This window comes from Halorubrum sp. SP9, assembly GCF_005435015.1.
Taxonomy (GTDB): Archaea; Halobacteriota; Halobacteria; order Halobacteriales; family Haloferacaceae; genus Halorubrum; species Halorubrum sodomense.
In genome coordinates, this window is record NZ_SGXU01000002.1 from 1 (window position 1) to 17176 (window position 17176).

Annotated in this window: 16 protein-coding genes; 9 read left to right on the top strand and 7 right to left on the bottom strand. The window is 70.9% G+C overall.

Annotated elements, in window-relative coordinates; all coding sequences use genetic code 11:
• A partial coding sequence (locus EXE45_RS01745; RefSeq protein WP_158294247.1) for a DnaJ domain-containing protein occupies window positions 1–296 on the top strand: 296 nt, incomplete at its 5' end.
• Window positions 297–366: 70 nt separating this feature from the next.
• On the opposite strand, the gene EXE45_RS01750 is transcribed toward EXE45_RS01745, so the two are convergent.
• Window positions 367–1047: a molybdenum cofactor guanylyltransferase gene (locus EXE45_RS01750; protein WP_092920485.1), complete on the bottom strand. Its 681-nt coding sequence runs from the start codon at window positions 1045–1047 to the stop codon at window positions 367–369.
• 212 nt (window positions 1048–1259) lie between these two features.
• On the opposite strand from EXE45_RS01750, the gene pdxS reads away from it, so the two are divergent.
• Entirely contained in the window at window positions 1260–2168 is a 909-nt protein-coding gene (gene pdxS, locus EXE45_RS01755) for a pyridoxal 5'-phosphate synthase lyase subunit PdxS (RefSeq protein WP_092920160.1), read from the top strand.
• A 520-nt stretch (window positions 2169–2688) separates the two neighbouring features.
• Complete coding sequence (locus EXE45_RS19555; RefSeq protein ID WP_158294248.1) at window positions 2689–3123, top strand: hypothetical protein; 435 nt, start codon at window positions 2689–2691, stop codon at window positions 3121–3123.
• Window positions 3124–3568: 445 nt separating this feature from the next.
• Here EXE45_RS19555 and EXE45_RS01765 read toward each other — a convergent pair whose 3' ends face one another.
• From EXE45_RS01765 to EXE45_RS01775, 3 genes are all read right to left on the bottom strand, one after another.
• The gene (locus EXE45_RS01765; RefSeq protein WP_137693358.1) at window positions 3569–4741 is read right to left on the bottom strand and encodes an ABC transporter permease; all 1173 of its coding nucleotides are present in this window, start codon (window positions 4739–4741) and stop codon (window positions 3569–3571) included.
• A gap of 30 nt (window positions 4742–4771) precedes the next feature.
• On the bottom strand, window positions 4772–5593 hold the full coding sequence (locus EXE45_RS01770; RefSeq protein ID WP_137693465.1) for an ABC transporter ATP-binding protein: 822 nt from the start codon (window positions 5591–5593) through the stop codon (window positions 4772–4774).
• 98 nt (window positions 5594–5691) lie between these two features.
• Complete coding sequence (locus EXE45_RS01775) at window positions 5692–7140, bottom strand: CARDB domain-containing protein (protein WP_199233585.1); 1449 nt, start codon at window positions 7138–7140, stop codon at window positions 5692–5694.
• 234 nt (window positions 7141–7374) lie between these two features.
• Here EXE45_RS01775 and psmA point away from each other — a divergent pair, with 234 nt between their 5' ends.
• The 3 genes from psmA to EXE45_RS01790 all read left to right on the top strand — a co-directional run bounded on the left by psmA (window position 7375) and on the right by EXE45_RS01790 (window position 9804).
• On the top strand, window positions 7375–8160 hold the full coding sequence (gene psmA, locus EXE45_RS01780) for an archaeal proteasome endopeptidase complex subunit alpha (RefSeq protein ID WP_174548981.1): 786 nt from the start codon (window positions 7375–7377) through the stop codon (window positions 8158–8160).
• A gap of 129 nt (window positions 8161–8289) precedes the next feature.
• Entirely contained in the window at window positions 8290–8688 is a 399-nt protein-coding gene (locus tag EXE45_RS01785) for a helix-turn-helix domain-containing protein (protein ID WP_092920157.1), read from the top strand.
• A gap of 177 nt (window positions 8689–8865) precedes the next feature.
• Complete coding sequence (locus EXE45_RS01790; RefSeq protein WP_137693359.1) at window positions 8866–9804, top strand: acetamidase/formamidase family protein; 939 nt, start codon at window positions 8866–8868, stop codon at window positions 9802–9804.
• A 45-nt stretch (window positions 9805–9849) separates the two neighbouring features.
• Here EXE45_RS01790 and EXE45_RS01795 read toward each other — a convergent pair whose 3' ends face one another.
• Complete coding sequence (locus tag EXE45_RS01795; protein WP_137693360.1) at window positions 9850–11874, bottom strand: ATP-binding protein; 2025 nt, start codon at window positions 11872–11874, stop codon at window positions 9850–9852.
• 126 nt (window positions 11875–12000) lie between these two features.
• On the opposite strand from EXE45_RS01795, the gene EXE45_RS01800 reads away from it, so the two are divergent.
• Window positions 12001–12363 (top strand): DUF5518 domain-containing protein, encoded by a 363-nt coding sequence (locus EXE45_RS01800; protein WP_092920154.1) that lies wholly within the window; start codon window positions 12001–12003, stop codon window positions 12361–12363.
• A gap of 416 nt (window positions 12364–12779) precedes the next feature.
• Here the strand turns inward: EXE45_RS01800 and EXE45_RS01805 are convergent, their stop codons facing one another.
• The gene (locus EXE45_RS01805; protein ID WP_137693361.1) at window positions 12780–14459 is read right to left on the bottom strand and encodes a tryptophan--tRNA ligase; all 1680 of its coding nucleotides are present in this window, start codon (window positions 14457–14459) and stop codon (window positions 12780–12782) included.
• 92 nt (window positions 14460–14551) lie between these two features.
• Window positions 14552–15355, bottom strand: a complete 804-nt coding sequence (locus tag EXE45_RS01810) for a TOBE domain-containing protein (RefSeq protein ID WP_137693362.1) — start codon at window positions 15353–15355, stop codon at window positions 14552–14554.
• Window positions 15356–15460: 105 nt separating this feature from the next.
• On the opposite strand from EXE45_RS01810, the gene EXE45_RS01815 reads away from it, so the two are divergent.
• Both EXE45_RS01815 and EXE45_RS01820 read left to right on the top strand, forming a co-directional pair.
• Window positions 15461–16411 (top strand): substrate-binding domain-containing protein, encoded by a 951-nt coding sequence (locus EXE45_RS01815; RefSeq protein WP_137693363.1) that lies wholly within the window; start codon window positions 15461–15463, stop codon window positions 16409–16411.
• A 2-nt stretch (window positions 16412–16413) separates the two neighbouring features.
• Window positions 16414–17130: an ABC transporter permease gene (locus EXE45_RS01820; RefSeq protein ID WP_092920150.1), complete on the top strand. Its 717-nt coding sequence runs from the start codon at window positions 16414–16416 to the stop codon at window positions 17128–17130.
• Window positions 17131–17176: the final 46 nt, after the last annotated feature.

Genomic DNA, 17176 nt, shown 5'->3' on the forward strand with positions numbered 1-17176 from the left:
ATCTGGCGCCCCTCTTTGTTACCCACGCGGTTCCGTGCGGCGGTGCCCGCGGGGCCGGAGGGCGGTTCGGCTCCGGCGCGTCCGGAACGGGCGACCCCCGCGACAGGGCGCCCGCCGCCGACCGGATGACCGAGCGCGAGGCGTACGAGACGCTCGGGCTCGACCGCACGGCGGACGGCGAGGCGGTCCGGCGGCGCTACCGAGAGCGCGCGAAGCGGCTCCACCCGGACGGCGAGGACGGCGACGAGGAGGCGTTCAAGCGACTCAACGAGGCGTACGAGGTCCTCAAGGAATAGCGCGGAGCCGTACGAGGTCCTGAAAAAGTAGCGCGGAGGCGTACGAGGTTCCGAGAGGCGAGGCGACGGCTCACTCCGCGTCGACCGCGGCGGCGATCGCCCGCTCGGCGTCGTCCCGCTCTTCCCGCGTGTTGACGTTCGTGAAGGTGCGCTCGGTCGTCAGCGACCGGATAGCCTCGTCGCCGACGACGACCTCGTCGACTCGGTCCACGAGCGCGAGCACCTTCCGCTCGCCGCGGTTGAGCGCGCGGTCGCAGGCGGCCGCGGCGGGGCCAGTCGCGTACGCTGCCTGCGTCGTCTGGTACCAGCGGTCCTCCAGCCGCGGGACCGCGGCCTCGGCGTCGGCGGCCGCCTCGCGGAGGTGGTCGAGGAAGCCCGGGTCGACGAACGGCATGTCGCAGGCGACGACGACCGCGTACGGGTCGGTCGCGGCCCGGCAGGCGTTCCGGATCCCGGCCAGCGGCCCGAGGTCGGGCTCGTCGTCGAGCGCCCAGCGGACGGGGAGCGGGAACCCGGCCAGCGCCTCGGCGATCGCCTCGCGCTGATCGGGGCGACAGTTGACGACGAGCTCGTCGACGACCGGGTCGCCGCCGGCCGCGCGGTCGGCGCCGGGCGGGACCGGGTCGTCCGCTCCGGCGAGCCGGTCCGCGACCCGGCGGATCATCGGCACGCCGGCGAGCTCGGCGACCGCCTTGTCGGCGTCGCCGAAGCGCGTCGAGCGCCCGCCGGCGAGGATGGCTCCGGTGGTCACGGACGGGCTTTGAACGGGGAGGGACTTCGCGGTTGCGGTGGCGAGGCACGCGGCGATCGATCGGGCACCGTGCGCGGCGAGCCGTCCGGCCCGGCCCGCCGTGATCGGACGGGTCCCACGCGCGGTGATTGGACGGGCCGCGAACGCGCGTTTCGGCCGGTCCATCCGCCCGAAAGCGACCCGTTAAGTGGCCGGCGACCCAACCTGTATCCATGCCAGAGGCAACGGATCTGGAGGAGCTGAAGCGGGGGACCGAGCTGGTCAAGCGCGGCTTCGCGCGGATGCAGAAGGGCGGCGTGATCATGGACGTCGTCAACCGCGAACAGGCCCGCATCGCGGAGGACGCCGGCGCGGTCGCGGTGATGGTCCTCGAACACGTCCCGGCGGACATCCGAAAGCGCGGCGGCGTCGCGCGGATGCCCGACCCCGAGCGCGTCCCGGAGATCATCGACGAGGTGTCGATCCCGGTGATGGGCAAATCGCGGATCGGCCACCGCAAGGAGGCGGAGATCCTGGAGTCGCTCGGCGTCGACATGATCGACGAGTCCGAGGTGCTGACGCCCGCCGACGACGAGTACCACACCGACAAGCGCGACTTCACCTCCCCGTTCGTCTGCGGCGCGCGCAACCTCCCAGAGGCGCTCCGCCGGGTCCGCGAAGGCGCGGCGATGATCCGGACGAAGGGCGAGGCCGGCACCGGCGACGTGAACCAGGCGGTCAAACACCAGCGCACCATCAAAAACCAGATCCGCACGCTCAGCGGCCTCAACTACGAGGAGCGCGAGAAGTGGGCCCGAGAACACGGCGCCCCGCGCGACCTCGTCCACGAGACGGCCGAGGCCGGCCGGCTCCCGGTCGTCAACTTCGCGGCCGGCGGCATCGCGACGCCCGCGGACGCCGCCCTGATGATGTACCACGGCTGCGACGGCATCTTCGTCGGATCCGGCATTTTCGGCGCGGAGGACCCCGAGGCGATGGGCACCGCCATCGTCGAGGCCGTCAACAACTGGGACGACCCCGACGAGCTCGCCCGGATCGCGAGCGGCACCGGGAAGGGGATGAAGGGCCAGTCCAACGAGGACATGAAGGAGGAAGAGAAGCTCCAGGGCCGCGGCGTTTAGAGAGGCGTCTTCGGCAGGGCGGCGATTTTTTTCAATTAAAACTGCGGTGGCGCGTGCCGACGAGCAGCCATCAGGCTGCGAGTCGCACGCGCGGGGGACGCCGCGAGCGACCGGAGGGAGCGAGCGGCAGCGAGGCGCGACGCGCCTCTGGCAGCCGGCGGCGTCGCCGCCGGCGACGAGGCTGGGGAGGTGTGAGGTGCGGTTGCTGTGCGGCGCGGGGCGGGACTCAAAGGGGCAGCCGGGAGGGCGGCGCAGGCGTTCACGAGAGCGAAGCTCTCGTGAGCCAATCAGAACGCGAAGCGTTCTGATGACGACGTAAGCACCGCAGGAGCGAGTGAAACGAGCGACGAGGAGCGTGGTTCGAGAGAGCTTCGCTCTCTCGTCACCACGAGACGCCCTCGGCGTCTCGAACGACAGCGAGCGTGCGCCGCCCTCCCGGCTGGGGCTTCGGAAGTGTTCGCCGTCGATCCAGAGTCAACTGTTTATAAGCGGGCGGCTGCGCCTATCGAGATTCGTTTGTATGCGTCGAAAGTCGACCGATAGCCATCCCAACCGGGTACCCGGCGAGCCCGGCGACGACCGCGAACTGCAGCCCGAGTCTGACGCCGAGTTCGATTCCGCCGAGCAGCTCCCTACGCGCGGATTGGTACCCGTATCCCAGCATTCGCGGATACGTGTACCGGCCCGCGCCCGTCCAGTTACCCGTGATATAACCGACGAGCGGAGGAACGCGAACCACCAGCAGCCGACGAGCCACAGCGAGCCGACGGTCGGGACGACGCCCGCACTCGCGATCCCCCGCCGCGACGGCGATCCCGAGCGCCAGCGCGATCTACCACAGGGAGATTCCGGTGTTCAGCCCGAACGCGAATCCGAGAGAGGCGAGCAGGGGGAGGCCGACGACTCCCAGCGCGAGCAGTCCTCTCGCCGGGGCGTCGCCGATGAGATGCGGTGACGTGCGGACGTCTCGGAGGGCCGTGGTCGTCGGTCGTCCCGCCGCACGCAGAAGTCGATCTGGGGCCATGATCAGTCGAGTCTCGACGGGGAACGCTTCCAAAGCCCCAGTCGCGAGGACTCGATGGGCTCGCTGCGGTCCTCGTCGCTCGCTTCGTTCGCTCCTGCGGTCCTTGCGTCGCCCGTCTTCGTCCTCGCGACTGCCCCTTTGAGCCCCGCCCCGCCCCTCACCGCACCGCCCCGCACAGCACCGCACGCCTCCCCGGCCTCGTCGCCGGACTACGTCCGGCTGCAAGCGAGAGCTTCGCTCTCGCCCTGTCAGTCGCCCTCGCTCCGCTTCGGGCGACTGACTCCCTCGCGGTCGGCTCGCGCCCCGCGGGCGCTCGCCGGCGCGCCGTTCGGTTGACGAGTCGAGCGAAGGCGTGGATCTCTCGGTCGGTCTCGGCTCAATTCCGCAGCGCCTCGACCGGCCGCTCGTTGGCCGCCTTCCACGCCGGGTACGCGCCGCTGACGATCCCGACGCCGACGCCGAAGCCGAGCGCGAGCAGGAGGTAGTACCCGTTCGTCGGGTCGAGCACGAGCGCGGCGTCGACCGCGGGCGTCGCGGCGACGAGGCCGGCGACGAGCAGGACCGTGAGCAGGGTGCCGGCCGCGGCGCCGGCCGCACCGATGAGCCCGGCCTCCGCGAGCAGGACGCGCAACACGTCGCGGCGCGCGACCCCCACGGCGCGCATCACGCCGATCTCCTGCCGGCGCTCGACGGTGCTCATCAGCATGACGTTGAGGATCGAGACGCCCGCGACGACCAGCGAGATGGCGCCCAGGCCGAGCAGGAACGTCGAGAGGAGGTCGAAGAACTCGTTGATCTCGTCGACGAGGGCGGCCAACTCGAACAGGTCCACCCGCTTTTCGCGGGCGTTCACCGCCTCGCGGATCGCGTCCGCGGCCGCCCGAGCCTCGGCGCCCGAGTCGGCGACGACGAGCGCCTGCGCGTAGCCGTCGGCCGAGAACGCCGACTCCGGCAGGAAGACCGCGTCGTCGGGCGCCACCGGACTGAACGTCTGGCTCTCGACCAACACCGCGATCACCCGCACCTGCGAGCCCGCGATCTCGACGGTGTCGCCCGCGCCGGCGCCGAGGTCCTCGGCGATGCCCGCGCCGAGGATCGCGCCCCGTCGGTGCCGTTCCGGGAGCCGACCCTCGGCGGCCTCGTACGCGAGCGCGGGCTCCTCGATCCCGTACACCGTCGCGAACGTCTGATCGCCCTGCCGCGCGACCGTGGCGCTGTCGGAGTACAGCGGGATCACCGCGGGCTCGCCGACCGCCCGTCGGATCGACGCGACGTCCGCGTCCGACAGCGACTCGACGCCGGCGTCCGTGTTCGGGGAGACGACGACCTGCGTGCCGATGTCGCCGATGGCGTCGTCGGCGCCAAGCGCCAGGACGTTCCCGAAAATGCCGAGCGCCGCGACCGCGAGCACGCCGATACAGACGCCCAACACCGCCAGCACGGTCCGCACCCGATTTCGCCGGAGGTTCCGCGACGCCATCGACACCGCGGGGCGCCACCCCCGGAGCCAACCGGAGAGACCGTTCGCGTTCCGACTCCCGTCGGTCATGGCTCACCGCCGCTCATCGGTTCTCACCGCTCATCTGCCACCCCAGTCGGTCCGGTTACTCGCGGGGTCCGCCTCGTCGTCGGCTTCCGCCCCGTCGTCGGCTTCCGCCCCGTCGCCGGCTTCCGCACCGTCGCCGGCTTCCGTCTCGTCGTCGACCCCCGATCCCCCGTCGTCCGGAAGCCCGCCCGTCAACACCCCGTCGGTGAGGTCGACGACGCGGTCGGCGTACTCCTCGACGAGCGGGTCGTGCGTGACCGCGACGACGGCGACGCCCTCGGCCTTGACGCGCTCGAACTCCGCGAGGATCGACTTCCCCGTGTCGGTGTCGAGGTTCCCCGTCGGCTCGTCCGCGAGCAGCACGGCGGGTTCGTTGATCAGCGCACGGGCGATGGCGACGCGCTGCTTTTGACCGCCGGAGAGCTCGCTCGGCTCGTGGCCGAGCCGGTCGCCCAGCCCGAACCGGGAGAGCAGGTCGGCGGCTCGGTCGCTCGCGTCGCCGGGGTCGAACGCGGTCGGCATCGCGACGTTCTCGACGGCGGTCAGCGTCGGCAGCAGGTGGAAGTCCTGAAAGACGAAGCCGATCGACTCCTTGCGCGCCAGCGTGCGCTCGGCCACCGAGAGGCTCGTGACGTCGGTGCCGTCGAGGAGTCGCCGTCCCGCGGTCGGGTCGTCGAGCAGCCCGAGGACGTTCAACAGCGTCGACTTCCCGGAGCCGCTGGGGCCGACGACCGCGACGAACTCGCCGGGCCTGACCGCGAAGTCGACGTCGTCGAGCGCGACGACCGGTTCGCCGCCCCCGCTCGGGTACCGCTTGACCACGCCCCGGAGCGCGACGCCGTAGTCGTCGCGCACGGGGGCGTCGCGGGCGGCACGATCGTTCGGGGGAACGTCGACACGATCGTTCGGGGAAGCGTCGGCGTCGCTCGTCCGTCCGTCCGCGGAGTCCCCGCTCACGGCGCCGACCCGTCTCGTCGTCCCGTCGAGCCGCCGATACGTCCGCTCCTGACCGCGGCGCCGACAGCGCCGGCGAGACCGACGAGCGCGAGACCGCCCGCGACGGCGCCCGCGGATCCCACGCCGCCGACGCCGATCCGGCCGAGCGCGCCGCCGGTATCGGTCTCGTCGGCCGGCTCCGGCGCCGCTACCGGCAGGGTCTCCGTGTACCGGACGCCGCGCTCGGTGTAGGTGACGCGGATCGGGATCTCCTCGGCCACCGAGGCGTTCACCGTCGGTTCGAGCTCGAAGCCGACGAAGTCGCCGGCGCCGAGCGTCCCGACGAAGTACTCGCCGCCGGCTGGAGTCGGCTCGACGCCGGGCGCGTCGCCGACCGAGACGACCGCCCCCGTCATCTCCCCGCTGCCCGCGTTACCGAGGTTGGCGTCGACGACGACCGCGCCGTCCTCCCCATCGCGGACCGTCGCGTCGGTCACGGTCGGCGTCGCCTCGCGGACCGGGTACGTCACCGTCGACACCGCGGTGCGGTCGGCCCCGCGGTCGTCGCGCGCGTCGGTGTCGGCGCGGAAGGTCGCGGTGACCGTCACTTCCGAGCGCCGGTCGAGCGGCCCGAGGTCGACGATCACCTGCCGCTCCTCGCCGGGCGCCACGTCCCCGACGACGAACGGGCCGGCGGAGACGGTCTCGTCACCCTCGCCTCCGGCGCCGGCGTCGCCCGGGGTGCCGGTTCCGCCGCCGTCGACCGCGGTCCCGACGGCGCGGAGGCTGACGCGATCGGCGGTCGTCGTGCCCGTGTTGACCACGGTCACCTCGACGGGCGAGTCGGGGACCGGCGGCGACGCCTCGCCCTGCCGCCCGTCGGTGCTCGCGTCGAGGCCGCCGCCACCGCCGAAGATGCCCTGGATGCCGCCGACGCCGAGGTCGGCGGCCGCGCCCTGGCTCCCGTCGTCGCTCCGGAGGTCCTCGGGGTCGAGCGCGCGGGTCCGGAGGTCGAGCGCAACCTCGATCGGCCGCACCTCGATCACGGTGTCGCGGGTGACGGTGACGAACTCGCCGCTGGTCGACTGGTTCGCGACGGCCTCGACGGTGAGCCGCTTCTCACCCGGCTCCGCGAACGTCGTCCAGAGCGTCGCGTCGAGCGAGTCGCCGGCGGAGAGGGCGCCGACGCCCGAGACGCTGTCGAGCACGTCTCCGTCGGCGTCGCGGACGCGCACCGCGGTGACGTTCGCCGCCGCGTCGCTTCCCCCGGAGTTCGAGACGGTGACGTTCAGCGCCGTCCGCTCGCCGGCGGTCGGAGGGTTCGGGGACACGTCGATCTCCCCGACGGTGATCCGCGCGTCCGGTACCGCCGCCGCCCCGCCGACCGCGAACGCCCCGCCGACGGCCGACAGGATCGTCAGCGCGGCCAACAGCGCGGCTGTGGTTCGTGTGAGCGTCAATGTCATGCGCGTTACGCGACGTGCGTGGATATATCCGTCGCCGGCGGAACCGGGGGCCGCGTCGCCGCTTAGCGACGGACGCGAGGTGATTCTCCGGAAGGACCGTTCCGGCGACCGGCGGGCCGCCGGACCCGGGGTTGCGGAGGCTCCGAGACGTACCGGTTACGGATGCTTTTTCAACGCCGCGGCGTAAGGAGCGGTAATGAGCGAGCGCGACACCGCGCGAGCGGGTGATCGACGATGATGGGGAACAACGACCAGCAGGCGTACGACCGCGGCACGTCGCTGTTCTCGCCGGACGGTCGAATCTACCAGGTGGAGTACGCCCGGGAGGCGGTCTCTCGCGGCGCGCCGAGCGTCGGCGTCCGGACGACCGACGGCGTCGTCTTCGTCGCGATGTCCCGCCCCTCCTCGTCGCTGATGGAGGCCGAGAGCATCGAGAAGCTCCACAAGCTCGACGACCACGTCGGCACCGCGAGCGCGGGCCACGTCGCCGACGCCCGCCAGCTGATCGACCTCGCACGCCGCCAGTCGCAGGGGAACCGCCTCCGATACGGCGAGCCCGTCGGCGTCGAGACGCTGACGAAGTTCGTCACCGACCACATCCAGGAGAACACTCAGCGCGGCGGTACCCGGCCGTACGGCGCCGCCCTCCTCATCGGCGGCATCGACGACGGCGAGCCGCGCCTGTTCGCCGCCGACCCCTCGGGCACCCCCAACGAGTGGAAGGCGACCGTCATCGGCGGCGGCCGCCAGGAGATCCAAGGCCACCTCGAGGAGGAGTGGAGCGACGACCTCTCGCTCGAGGCCGGCATCGAACTCGCCGTCGCGGCGCTGGCCGCCCACGACGACGAGTTCGAGCCCTCGGACCTCGCGGTCGCGACCGTGACGGAGGCCGACGGCTTCCGGACGGTCCCGGTCGAGGAGGTCGAGGCCGCGTTCGAGGCGGCGGGTCTCGACGCCGACGACGACGAAGCGGACGCCGACGACGCTGACGCCGACGACGCTGACGCCGACGAGGAGTAGCGACCCCGTTTCGGCCCGGCTTCCGTCGACGGCGTCGCGGTCGACGACCGTCCGCCCGGCCGAATCCGTGGAATTGTGCTTTTTACACACAACACTTTTATCGACGGAGAGCCTCTTTTCTCGCGTAAAATGCCCGATTCGATGTCCGAACAGCTCCAGCGGGACATGGAGTGCGAGGGGTTACTCGAGTGTTTCCACGGCCTGAAGCAGTTGGACAAGGACTGCTACCGGACGCTGGTCTCGGCGGAGGAGTCGCTCACGATAGACGAGGTCGCCGAGCGCGTCGACCGCGAGCGCTCGACCGCCTACCGCGCGGTCCAACGGCTCCTGAAGGCCGGCTTCATCCAGAAAGAGCAGATCAACTACGAGCAGGGCGGGTACTATCACGTGTACAGTCCGACGGACCCGTCGCAGATCGCCGACGACATGCAGCGCATGCTCAACGACTGGTACGCGAAGATGGGCCGGCTCATCGGAGAGTTCGAGGAGAAGTACGACCGCCCCGAGCGCGCCGCCCCCGAGAGCTGATCCGAAACGCGAGCCGACACCGTCGCCACTCGACGAGCGCGACACGGACGAGCCGAGATCGGATCTCGTCGGCGTTCGATTCGTATTGTGCCGAGTTCCCAATCGGGCGACTCTGCGATCGCTTCCGCGAGGACCCGCCGCGGGGATTTTTGCTCTCGGGGCGCGGAGCGGGAGCCGATGACACGAGAAGTCGTCTCACATCGCGACGGCCACGTGTACGAGTTCGGTCCGGAGATGGATCCCGTCTACGAGGCCGCCGACGGCGAGTCGCTGACGATCGAGACGGTCGATAGCCTGAACAGCGAGATTCGAGAGGAAGGCGACCTGCTCGACGCGATCCCGGAAGAGGTAAACGCCGCCACCGGTCCGATCGCCGTCGCGGGCGCGAGCCCCGGCGACGTCCTCGCGGTGGAGATCGAGGACGTGCGCGTCGCCGAAGACCGCGGCCGCGTGCTCACCGCGCCCGGGTTCGGCCTCCTTCAGGACGACCCCGATATCGACCACCCCGCGACGCGGATCACCGAGGTCGAGGGCGGCGGAGCCGACGGCAGCGGCGGCGACGCGGCGGGCACGATCGACTTCGAGGGGATCGACGTCCCGATCGAGCCCGTGATCGGGACGATCGGCGTGGCAACGGACGGGGAGACGGTCTCGACGCTTACGCCCGACGACCACGGGGGAAACCTCGACACGACCGACGTGACCGGCGGGACGACCGTCTACTTCCCGGTCTTTCAGTCGGGCGCGATGCTGGCGATGGGCGACGCGAAGGCCGCGATGGCCGACGGCGAGATGTGCGGGACCGGCGCCGAGATAGCCACCGAGATCGACGTGACGCTCTCGGTGATCGAGGATCCGGCCGTCTCGCCGGACCGGCCCCTCCTCGACACCGGCGACGCGGTGAAGACGCTCGCGAGCGCCGAGACGATGGAGGAGGCGGTCGAGCTGGCGAACGGCGACATGCTGGACCTACTGACGCACCACCACGGCTTCTCGCGCACCGAGGCGTACCTCTTTTCGAGCCTCGTCGGCGGCCTGGAGATCAGCCAGGTGGTCGACCCGCAGGTGACCGCGCGCAACGCGGTGCCGAGCGACCACCTCTCGCTACCGTTCTGACCGGCGAGGCCGGGAGACGGTAGCGCCGCTGGTCCCGGGTCGAACTCAGCGGTCCGAGCGCTCGGCGAACCGACGGGCGGCGTCGCTCAGCCCGGCGTCGGTCGGCGTCTCGGTGCCGTCGGCTTCGTCGGTCTCACCGGCCTCGACGTCCGTCGCGGTTCCGTCGCGGTCGGCGGGGGCTTCCTCGTCGCCGGTGACCGCGCCGTCGGCGTCAGCGAAGGTGGCCCCGTCGCCGTCCCCGGTGACTTCCACGTCGTCGACTTCGGACGGGTCGGCGTCCGCCGGGTAGCTCAGTTCGGCGGGCGGGACGAAGACGCTCTCGACGGCGCGGACGATCTCGTCGACCTGCGCCTCGTCGAGCCGGTCGGCGTACGCCTCGCGGACGAGGTCCGGGACCGCGTAGGCGTAGTGGCCGCGACCGGCGTGGCGGATGAGTCCCGCGCGCCGGACGGGTCGGTGACGGCTGTAGGCGTGGCCGGAGTCGCCGTCGCCGCCGGCGTCGATGTGGGCCGCGACGGGGTCGCTGGCGCCCTCGCGGCGGTAGTGGCGGAGCATCCCGCGCGAGAGCTCCGGGAGCGCCTCGATGCGCGAGCGGAGCTCCTCGATCACCGCCTCCCGAGTTCCGAGCTCGATCGCGTCGTCGAACCGGAGCGCGCTCTCGGCCACGTCGTCGCGGGTGACGGGGTCGACGTCGTCCGGCGGGCCCGCCTCCCCCTCGGTCGCGGGATCGGCGCTCGGAGCGTCCGCAGCGTTGGCGTCCGCGGTGTCCGCGGTGTCCGCGCCCGCGGCGTCGGCGTCCGCGTCGATCTCGTCGCCGCCGTCGGCGGCCGGGGCGTCCGGTTCGGTCGCGGTTCCGGAGTCCGCTTCGCCCGCGTTCCCCTCGGTCGCTTCGGTCGCGGCGACCGCCTCGTCGTACGACTTGAGAACGGACTGGTCGGCGGCGTCGTCGGCGTCGCGGGCGGCGTCGGGTCGCTCGGCGCCCGTCGAGGAGGGCCCGCCGCCGCTGCGGTAGGGCGCCTCGGCCTTGCCGAGGAGCGCCTGCGCGAACTGGTCGGCCATGTTGCTCAGGTCCTTCGCCTCCTCCAGCTCGCGTTCGAGGTCGGCGATCCGCTGGTCTTTCCTCTCTAACTCCTGTCTGAGGTCGGCGATCTCGGACTCGCGACGCTCCTCCTCGTCGGAGATGGACTGGAGCTCGCCCACGAGGTCGCTGGAAACCGACTTCAGCTCGGGGCGCTCGAAGTCGTCGAGCCCGGGCGTCGCGCCCGCGTCGAACGTCTCCTTACGGTGGAACTGGATCCGGCGGATCGACTCGTCCCAGTCGGTCATCAGGAACGCCTCGCCGTCGCCAAGGTCCTCGACCGCGCTCGCGTACTTCGAGCCGAGGATGCGCCCCACCACCTTCGTGTCGTTGTCCCAGGTGAGCCGGTGCCAGCAGAGCCAGTCGCACTGGGTGATGAAGTCCTTCTTGACGTCCGCGGGGCGCTGGCTGATCCCGACGATGCCGAGCCCGTGTTTCCGGCCGCGCTTGCCCACCTTGATCAGCATCTTGCCCGTCTCGTCCATCCCGCCGCCCTCGGGGATGTACTCGTGGCACTCCTCGATGACGAGCAGGAACGGCTTCTTCATCCGCTTCTCCTTCGCGAACAGCTGCTTGACGACCTCTAAGAGCAGCTCGTTCGCCGTCTCCTCTTCGAGGTAGCCGGAGACGTCCAAGATGATCGGGACGTTCTGCTCTAAGGCGAGGTTCGCGAGCTTCTCCGCGTGTTCGGGAGAGACGACGATGTCGCACTCCTCGTCGGCGCCGGCGTGGAGGATCTCGTACTCCTCTTTTAAACCATAATATTCGCCGTCTGTATCCACGATGAGAACCGGAAATCCGCTGTCGAGCAGGTTCTCGATGACGACGGACGCGGTGTTACTCTTCCCGGACCCGCTTTTTCCCGTGATAAACGATCGGCCGGTGAGCACGTCGACGACCGGGAGCTCGACCGGGGAGCCGGGGTCCGCCGTCGCGTCGCCGCCGATCCCCTCGCTGGCGTCCGCGACGTGGATCGTCTCCTCCTCGCTCATACCCGTGAGAGGTGGCGCCCGCCCCATAAACTATCGCCTCGCTCGGCGGTCGGTCGTGCCGGGCGCGAGCCGACCCCGCCGCCGGTCTTCGCAAAACGTATGCCGCCGCCGGGAGTCTGACCGCGCATGGACACCGAGAACACCCTCCTCAACGCGGTGGTCGGCGCGATCGCGTCGGCCGTCCTCTCGTTCACCGGCGTCTCACCCCTCCTCGGCGGCGCGGTCGCCGGGTACTTGAACGGCGACGACGGGCTCCGAGTCGGCGCGCTCTCCGGCGCGATCGCCGCGATCCCGATCGTCGGGCTGCTGCTGCTCGCGCTGGTGATCCTTCCGTTCCTGGGCGTCTTCGGGTTCCCGCTCGAAGTCGGCCTCGCGACCGGGGGGATCGTCGTCGTCGCGGCTCTCATCGTGTTGGGCGGCGTCGCGTACTCCGTGGTACTGAGCGCGCTCGGCGGGCTGCTGGGCGCGTACGTGAAAAGCGAGCTGTAGGTCGATCGCTGGTACTTATAAATATTGGTTGCGGATCGGCGGAGAACGGCTTCAAAGCCCCAGTCGCTTACTTATAAACAACCGACAGTAGATCCGCGGCGGACACCTCCAAAGCCCCAGCCGCGAGGGCGCAGTACGCTCGTTGTGCTCCTCGGTCGCTCACTTCGTTCGCTCCCTGCGGTGCTTACGTCGCCTACTGCGCCCTCGCGGCTGCCCCTTTGAGTCCCGCCCCGCACCGCACAGCGCCTCACGCCTCCCCAGCCTCGTCAGTCGCCCTCGCTCCGCTTCGGGCGACTGACTCCCTCGCGCGGTGCCGTTCGCGGCCGCCGATGGCGGCCGCTCACGGGCACGCGCCACCGCACTGTTCATTTATAAATGACGTGTGAAATCGGCCTGCGACCCGGCCACGAAACGCCTCAGTGCTCGCCGCCGGTGCCGCGCCGGTCGGAGTCGAGGTCGATGTCGAGGTCGTCGAGCAGTTCCTCGGCCTCCTCGCGCTTCTCCTGGTGGTCTTCGAGGAACTCGCGCATGAGCTCCGCGGCCTGCTCCTTACAGCCGCCACAGAGGCGCTCGCCGTTGACGCACTCGGAGTAGACGGTCTTGGTGAGCTCGTCGTCGTCGCCCGCGAGCAGGTAGGCGTACAGCTCGTAGACGGGGCACTCGTCGGCCTCGCCGCCGAGTTCCCGCTGCTTCTCGGCGGTGTCGCGGCCCCCCGTTGTGGCGGCCTTCACCTTGTCGTAGCCGTCCTCCGGGTCGTCGAGCAGGGAGATATGGCTGGCGGGGATAGAGGAGGACATCTTCCCGCCGGTGAGCCCGGTCATGAACCGGTGGTAGATCGAGGATGGCTGCCGGAAGCCGAACCCGTCGTGGTCGATCTCGACCTCCCGGGCGATCGACTCGGCCTCGTCGCGAGCGAGGTCGAACGCGTCGACGTGGCCCTCGAAGACGCGCTTTTCGCCGTCGACCGCCTCGATCAGCGCCTCGAACGCCTCGTCGGTCGCGTTGCGGTCGAAGAAGCGCACGCGGGGGCGGAGCGGCTCTTTCCCGCCGGCCCGGAGCTTGTCGAGCGCGGTCTCCTTCGCGGCCGCGAGGTCGACGCTCTCGCGGTCGCTCTCCGGCGGCTCGTAGTCGACGAGCCACTCGGCGGCGTCCTCGCAGCGCACGTCGGTCTCGGCGCCGGCGGCGGCCGCATCGCCCGCAGCGGCCGCGAGCGCGTCGTAGGCGGCCCGCACCAGCTGTCGCTCCTCATCGTCGAGCTCGAAGGAAGCGAACGCCTCGGTCACCTTGAAGTAGCGCACCCGGGTCGCCAGGTCGCGAGTGAGCCGAACGTGGGGGTCCTGATCGGGCCCGACCGGGATGACGGTGGGCTTCGGTTCGTCGACGAGCTGCGGGTAGAGGATGTCCGCGGTCTGGGTGATCACGCTCTGCATGTGAGAGACGTTCGTCTCGCCGTCGAAGCCGTAGATCGCCTCGAACTCCGAGAAGTTCGCCTTGGAGCCGAGCTCGAAGCCGAGGTCCTGTACCGCGCGGTTGTCGGACTGGCGGTACAGCTCGCCCTCCTCGGCGTCGAAGCCGAGCGCGAGCAGCGAGAGGAGGTAGTTACGGGCGTGTTCGTCGATCTCGTCCCACGACATGCCGCGCGCCGAGTGGGCCTCGAGGTCGGCGATCAGTCCGAACGCGTCGCCGCCCTGCCGTTGGTGCCAGATGATCTCGTCGAACACGAGCTTGTGACCGATGTGCGGGTCGCCGGTGGGCATGAATCCCGACAGCGCCGCGAACGGCTCGTCGTTCGCCATCGCCTCCGCGACCGCGTCGTACTCGCGGTGCCCGAAGATGACGCCCCGACGCATCAGGTAATGCGGGTCCGGCACGTCGTCGGCGACCTCGTCGAACGCCTCGATGCCGAACTCCGCGAAGAGGTCCGCGTAGTCCCCGACCGACGCCGAGCCCCACGGGTCGAGCGCGACGTCCTCGGCCGGCTCGTCCGCGCGCTCGGTCCCGCCGTCGGTCCGGAGAGGCGTCGACGGCCCGCGGGCGCCGGCGGACTCGCGTCCGTCGTCGCCCGTCGCCGTCCCCTCTGGGGTGTCCTCGTCCATACCACCCCTCCCGTCGGTCGACGCAAAAACCGTTCGCTTGCGCGGGAGCGATTGCCACGGCGCGGCGACTCGGGGCGTCTCCGCGGGCCGCGTCACTCCGCGAGCGCGACCAGCCGCGTCGCGGTCGCCTTCCACCGGATCGAGACCGGGTCGTCGGGGGCGAGATCGAGCCGGTCGACGCTCTCCGCGGTGATCAGCGCGACGACTTCGGTGTCGGGGTCGGGCGCGTCGTCCGAGCCCTCCGCCGCCCCGACCGCGATCCGTACCGTCGACACCGTCTCGCCGGGATCGATACGCGAGACTCGCCCGTCGAGGCGGTTCCGCGCGCTCGTCGCGTCCGGGTCGACCGCGGTGGCCGCGTCGTTGACGGTGACCGCGTCGGCGCCGATCCGGACCTGAACCGCGTCGCCGGCGGCTATCCCGCCGCTCCCGCCGCTCTCGGCGCCTCCGTCCGCGCCGTCCCCGTCCCCGCCGTGGAGTCCGGACAGCTCTCCGACGGCGGTGTCGACGACCGCGAGTTCGCCGTCGACGGCCGTAACGGTGCCGTCGAGGACCGTCTCCGGCACCGCCGCGGTCGCCGCGAGGACCGCCTGGAGCCGGTCGTAGCGGTCGAGCAGGGACCGGCCCGACGCGGCGAGCCGGCTTCCGCCGCCGCCCTCGCCGCCCCGCCGACGCTCGACGAGGGTCCCGTAGGCGCCCTCCAGCGTCTCGATCCGGGAGAGGGCGCGGGAGCGGGAACGACCGAGGTCCGAGGCCGCGCCGGCGACCGACCCCGTCGCGTCGACCGCGCGCAGCAGGGCGGCGTCGCGGTCGTCGAACTCGACGCCGCCCTCGACGAGCGCAGCGCGGCCGCGCCCCGCCGCCGCGTCCGGACCGGCTTCGGTCGGCTCTCTCATGTGCCGAGGTTGCGGTCGGCCCGTATTGGCGCTTTCGGCCGCCCGCGCGCCGTCGCTTAGCCGTGGCACGGAACTTATATGTGGCATCGACCTATCGTTGTCTCTATGCCGATACAACGAAGGCGGTTCGTGGCGGCGCTGGGTGCCGGAGCGATCGCGAGCACGGCCGGCTGCTCGTCGACGGACGGCGGTGACGGGGGGAACGGAAGCGGGAGCGGCGGCGAGTCGATCGGCGTCGCCGGCGAGACGCTGACACTCACGACGACGACCAGCACCTACGACACGGGACTGCTCGACGCGATCCACACGGACTTTCAGGAGATGTACGGCGTGACCGTCGACGCGGTCGCACAGGGAACGGGTGCGGCCCTCGAGACGGCGCGCAACGGCGATTCCGACGTGGTGATGGTCCACGCTCGCGGACTCGAAGACGAGTTCATGCGGAACGGGTACGGGATCAACCGCCGCGACCTGATGTTCAACGACTTCGTGATCGTCGGGCCCGAGAGCGATCCGGCGGGGATCCGGGGGATGAGCTCCGCGACGGACGCGCTCACCGCCATCGCCGAAGCGCAGGCGACGTTCGTCTCGCGGGGCGACAACTCCGGCACGCACACGAAGGAGCTGAACCTCTGGGAGGCGGCCGGCACGGAGCCGGGCGGCGACTGGTACCAGGAGACCGGCACGGGGATGGGCGAGGCGCTCAACATCGCGAACCAACAGGGCGCGTACACCCTCTCGGACCGCGGCACCTTCATCTCGCAGCGCTCCGAGATCGACCTCACGATCCTCGTTCAGGGACCGATCGAGGGCGGCCCGGAGATCCTCGCGAACCCGTACGGGGTCATGGCGGTCAACCCCGGCGTCCACGAGAACGCCAACTACGACCTCGCGATGGCGTATATCGGCTGGATCACCAGTCCCGCCGTCCAGAACGCCATCTCGGAGTACCGAGTGAACGGCGAGCAGCTGTTCTTCCCGCGGGCGGTCTCCGAGGATCCGGACTTCCAGCAGTACGTTCCGGAAGGCTGGAGTAGCGAGGGCGACGACGCGTAGCCGTGCCGGTCGAGTCGACGGTCCCGCTGATCCCGGCGCTGCTCGGCGTCTCGTTCAGGGACGGCTACGTCGGGAGCATCGTCGTCGTCTCGCTGTACGTGAGCCTCTCCGCGGTGGCGCTGAGCACGCTCGTGAGCGTGCCGGCCGCCGTCGCGATCGGGCTCACGGAGTTCCCGGGAAAGGGGTTCGTGAAGTCGGTCGTCAACACCGGGATGGGGTTCCCCAGCGTGGTCGTCGGGCTAGTCGTGCTGTTCGCGGTCTCCAACCAGGGACCGCTCGGCACGTTCGACCTCATCTTCACCCGCGAGGCGATGATCATGTCGCAGTTCGTCCTCGCGACGCCGCCGATCACCGCGATCAGCCTCGCGGCCGTGAGCGGCGTCGACGACGGGGTCCGTGACGCGGCTCGCGTCCTCGGCGGGACGCGAATCGACGTGGCGCTGGTCGTGATCAAGGAGGCCCGGTACGGGATCGCGACCGCGGTGCTCGCCGGGTTCGGCCGCGCGATCAGCGAGGTCGGCTCCGTCCTCATCGTCGGCGGGAACATCACGAGCGCGAGCGGCATCTCGAAGACGCGCACGCTGACCACCGCGATCCAGCTCGAAGCGCGACAGGGGCAGTACGAGACCGCCATGGTGCTGGGCGTCGTGCTGGTCGCGCTCGTGTTGACCGTCAACGCCGTCGTCGTCCGCTTCGGTGACCGCGGGGTGGCGGGCTGATGTGTCGCGGGGTGGTGAGCTGATGTGTCGCGGGGTGGTGAGCTGA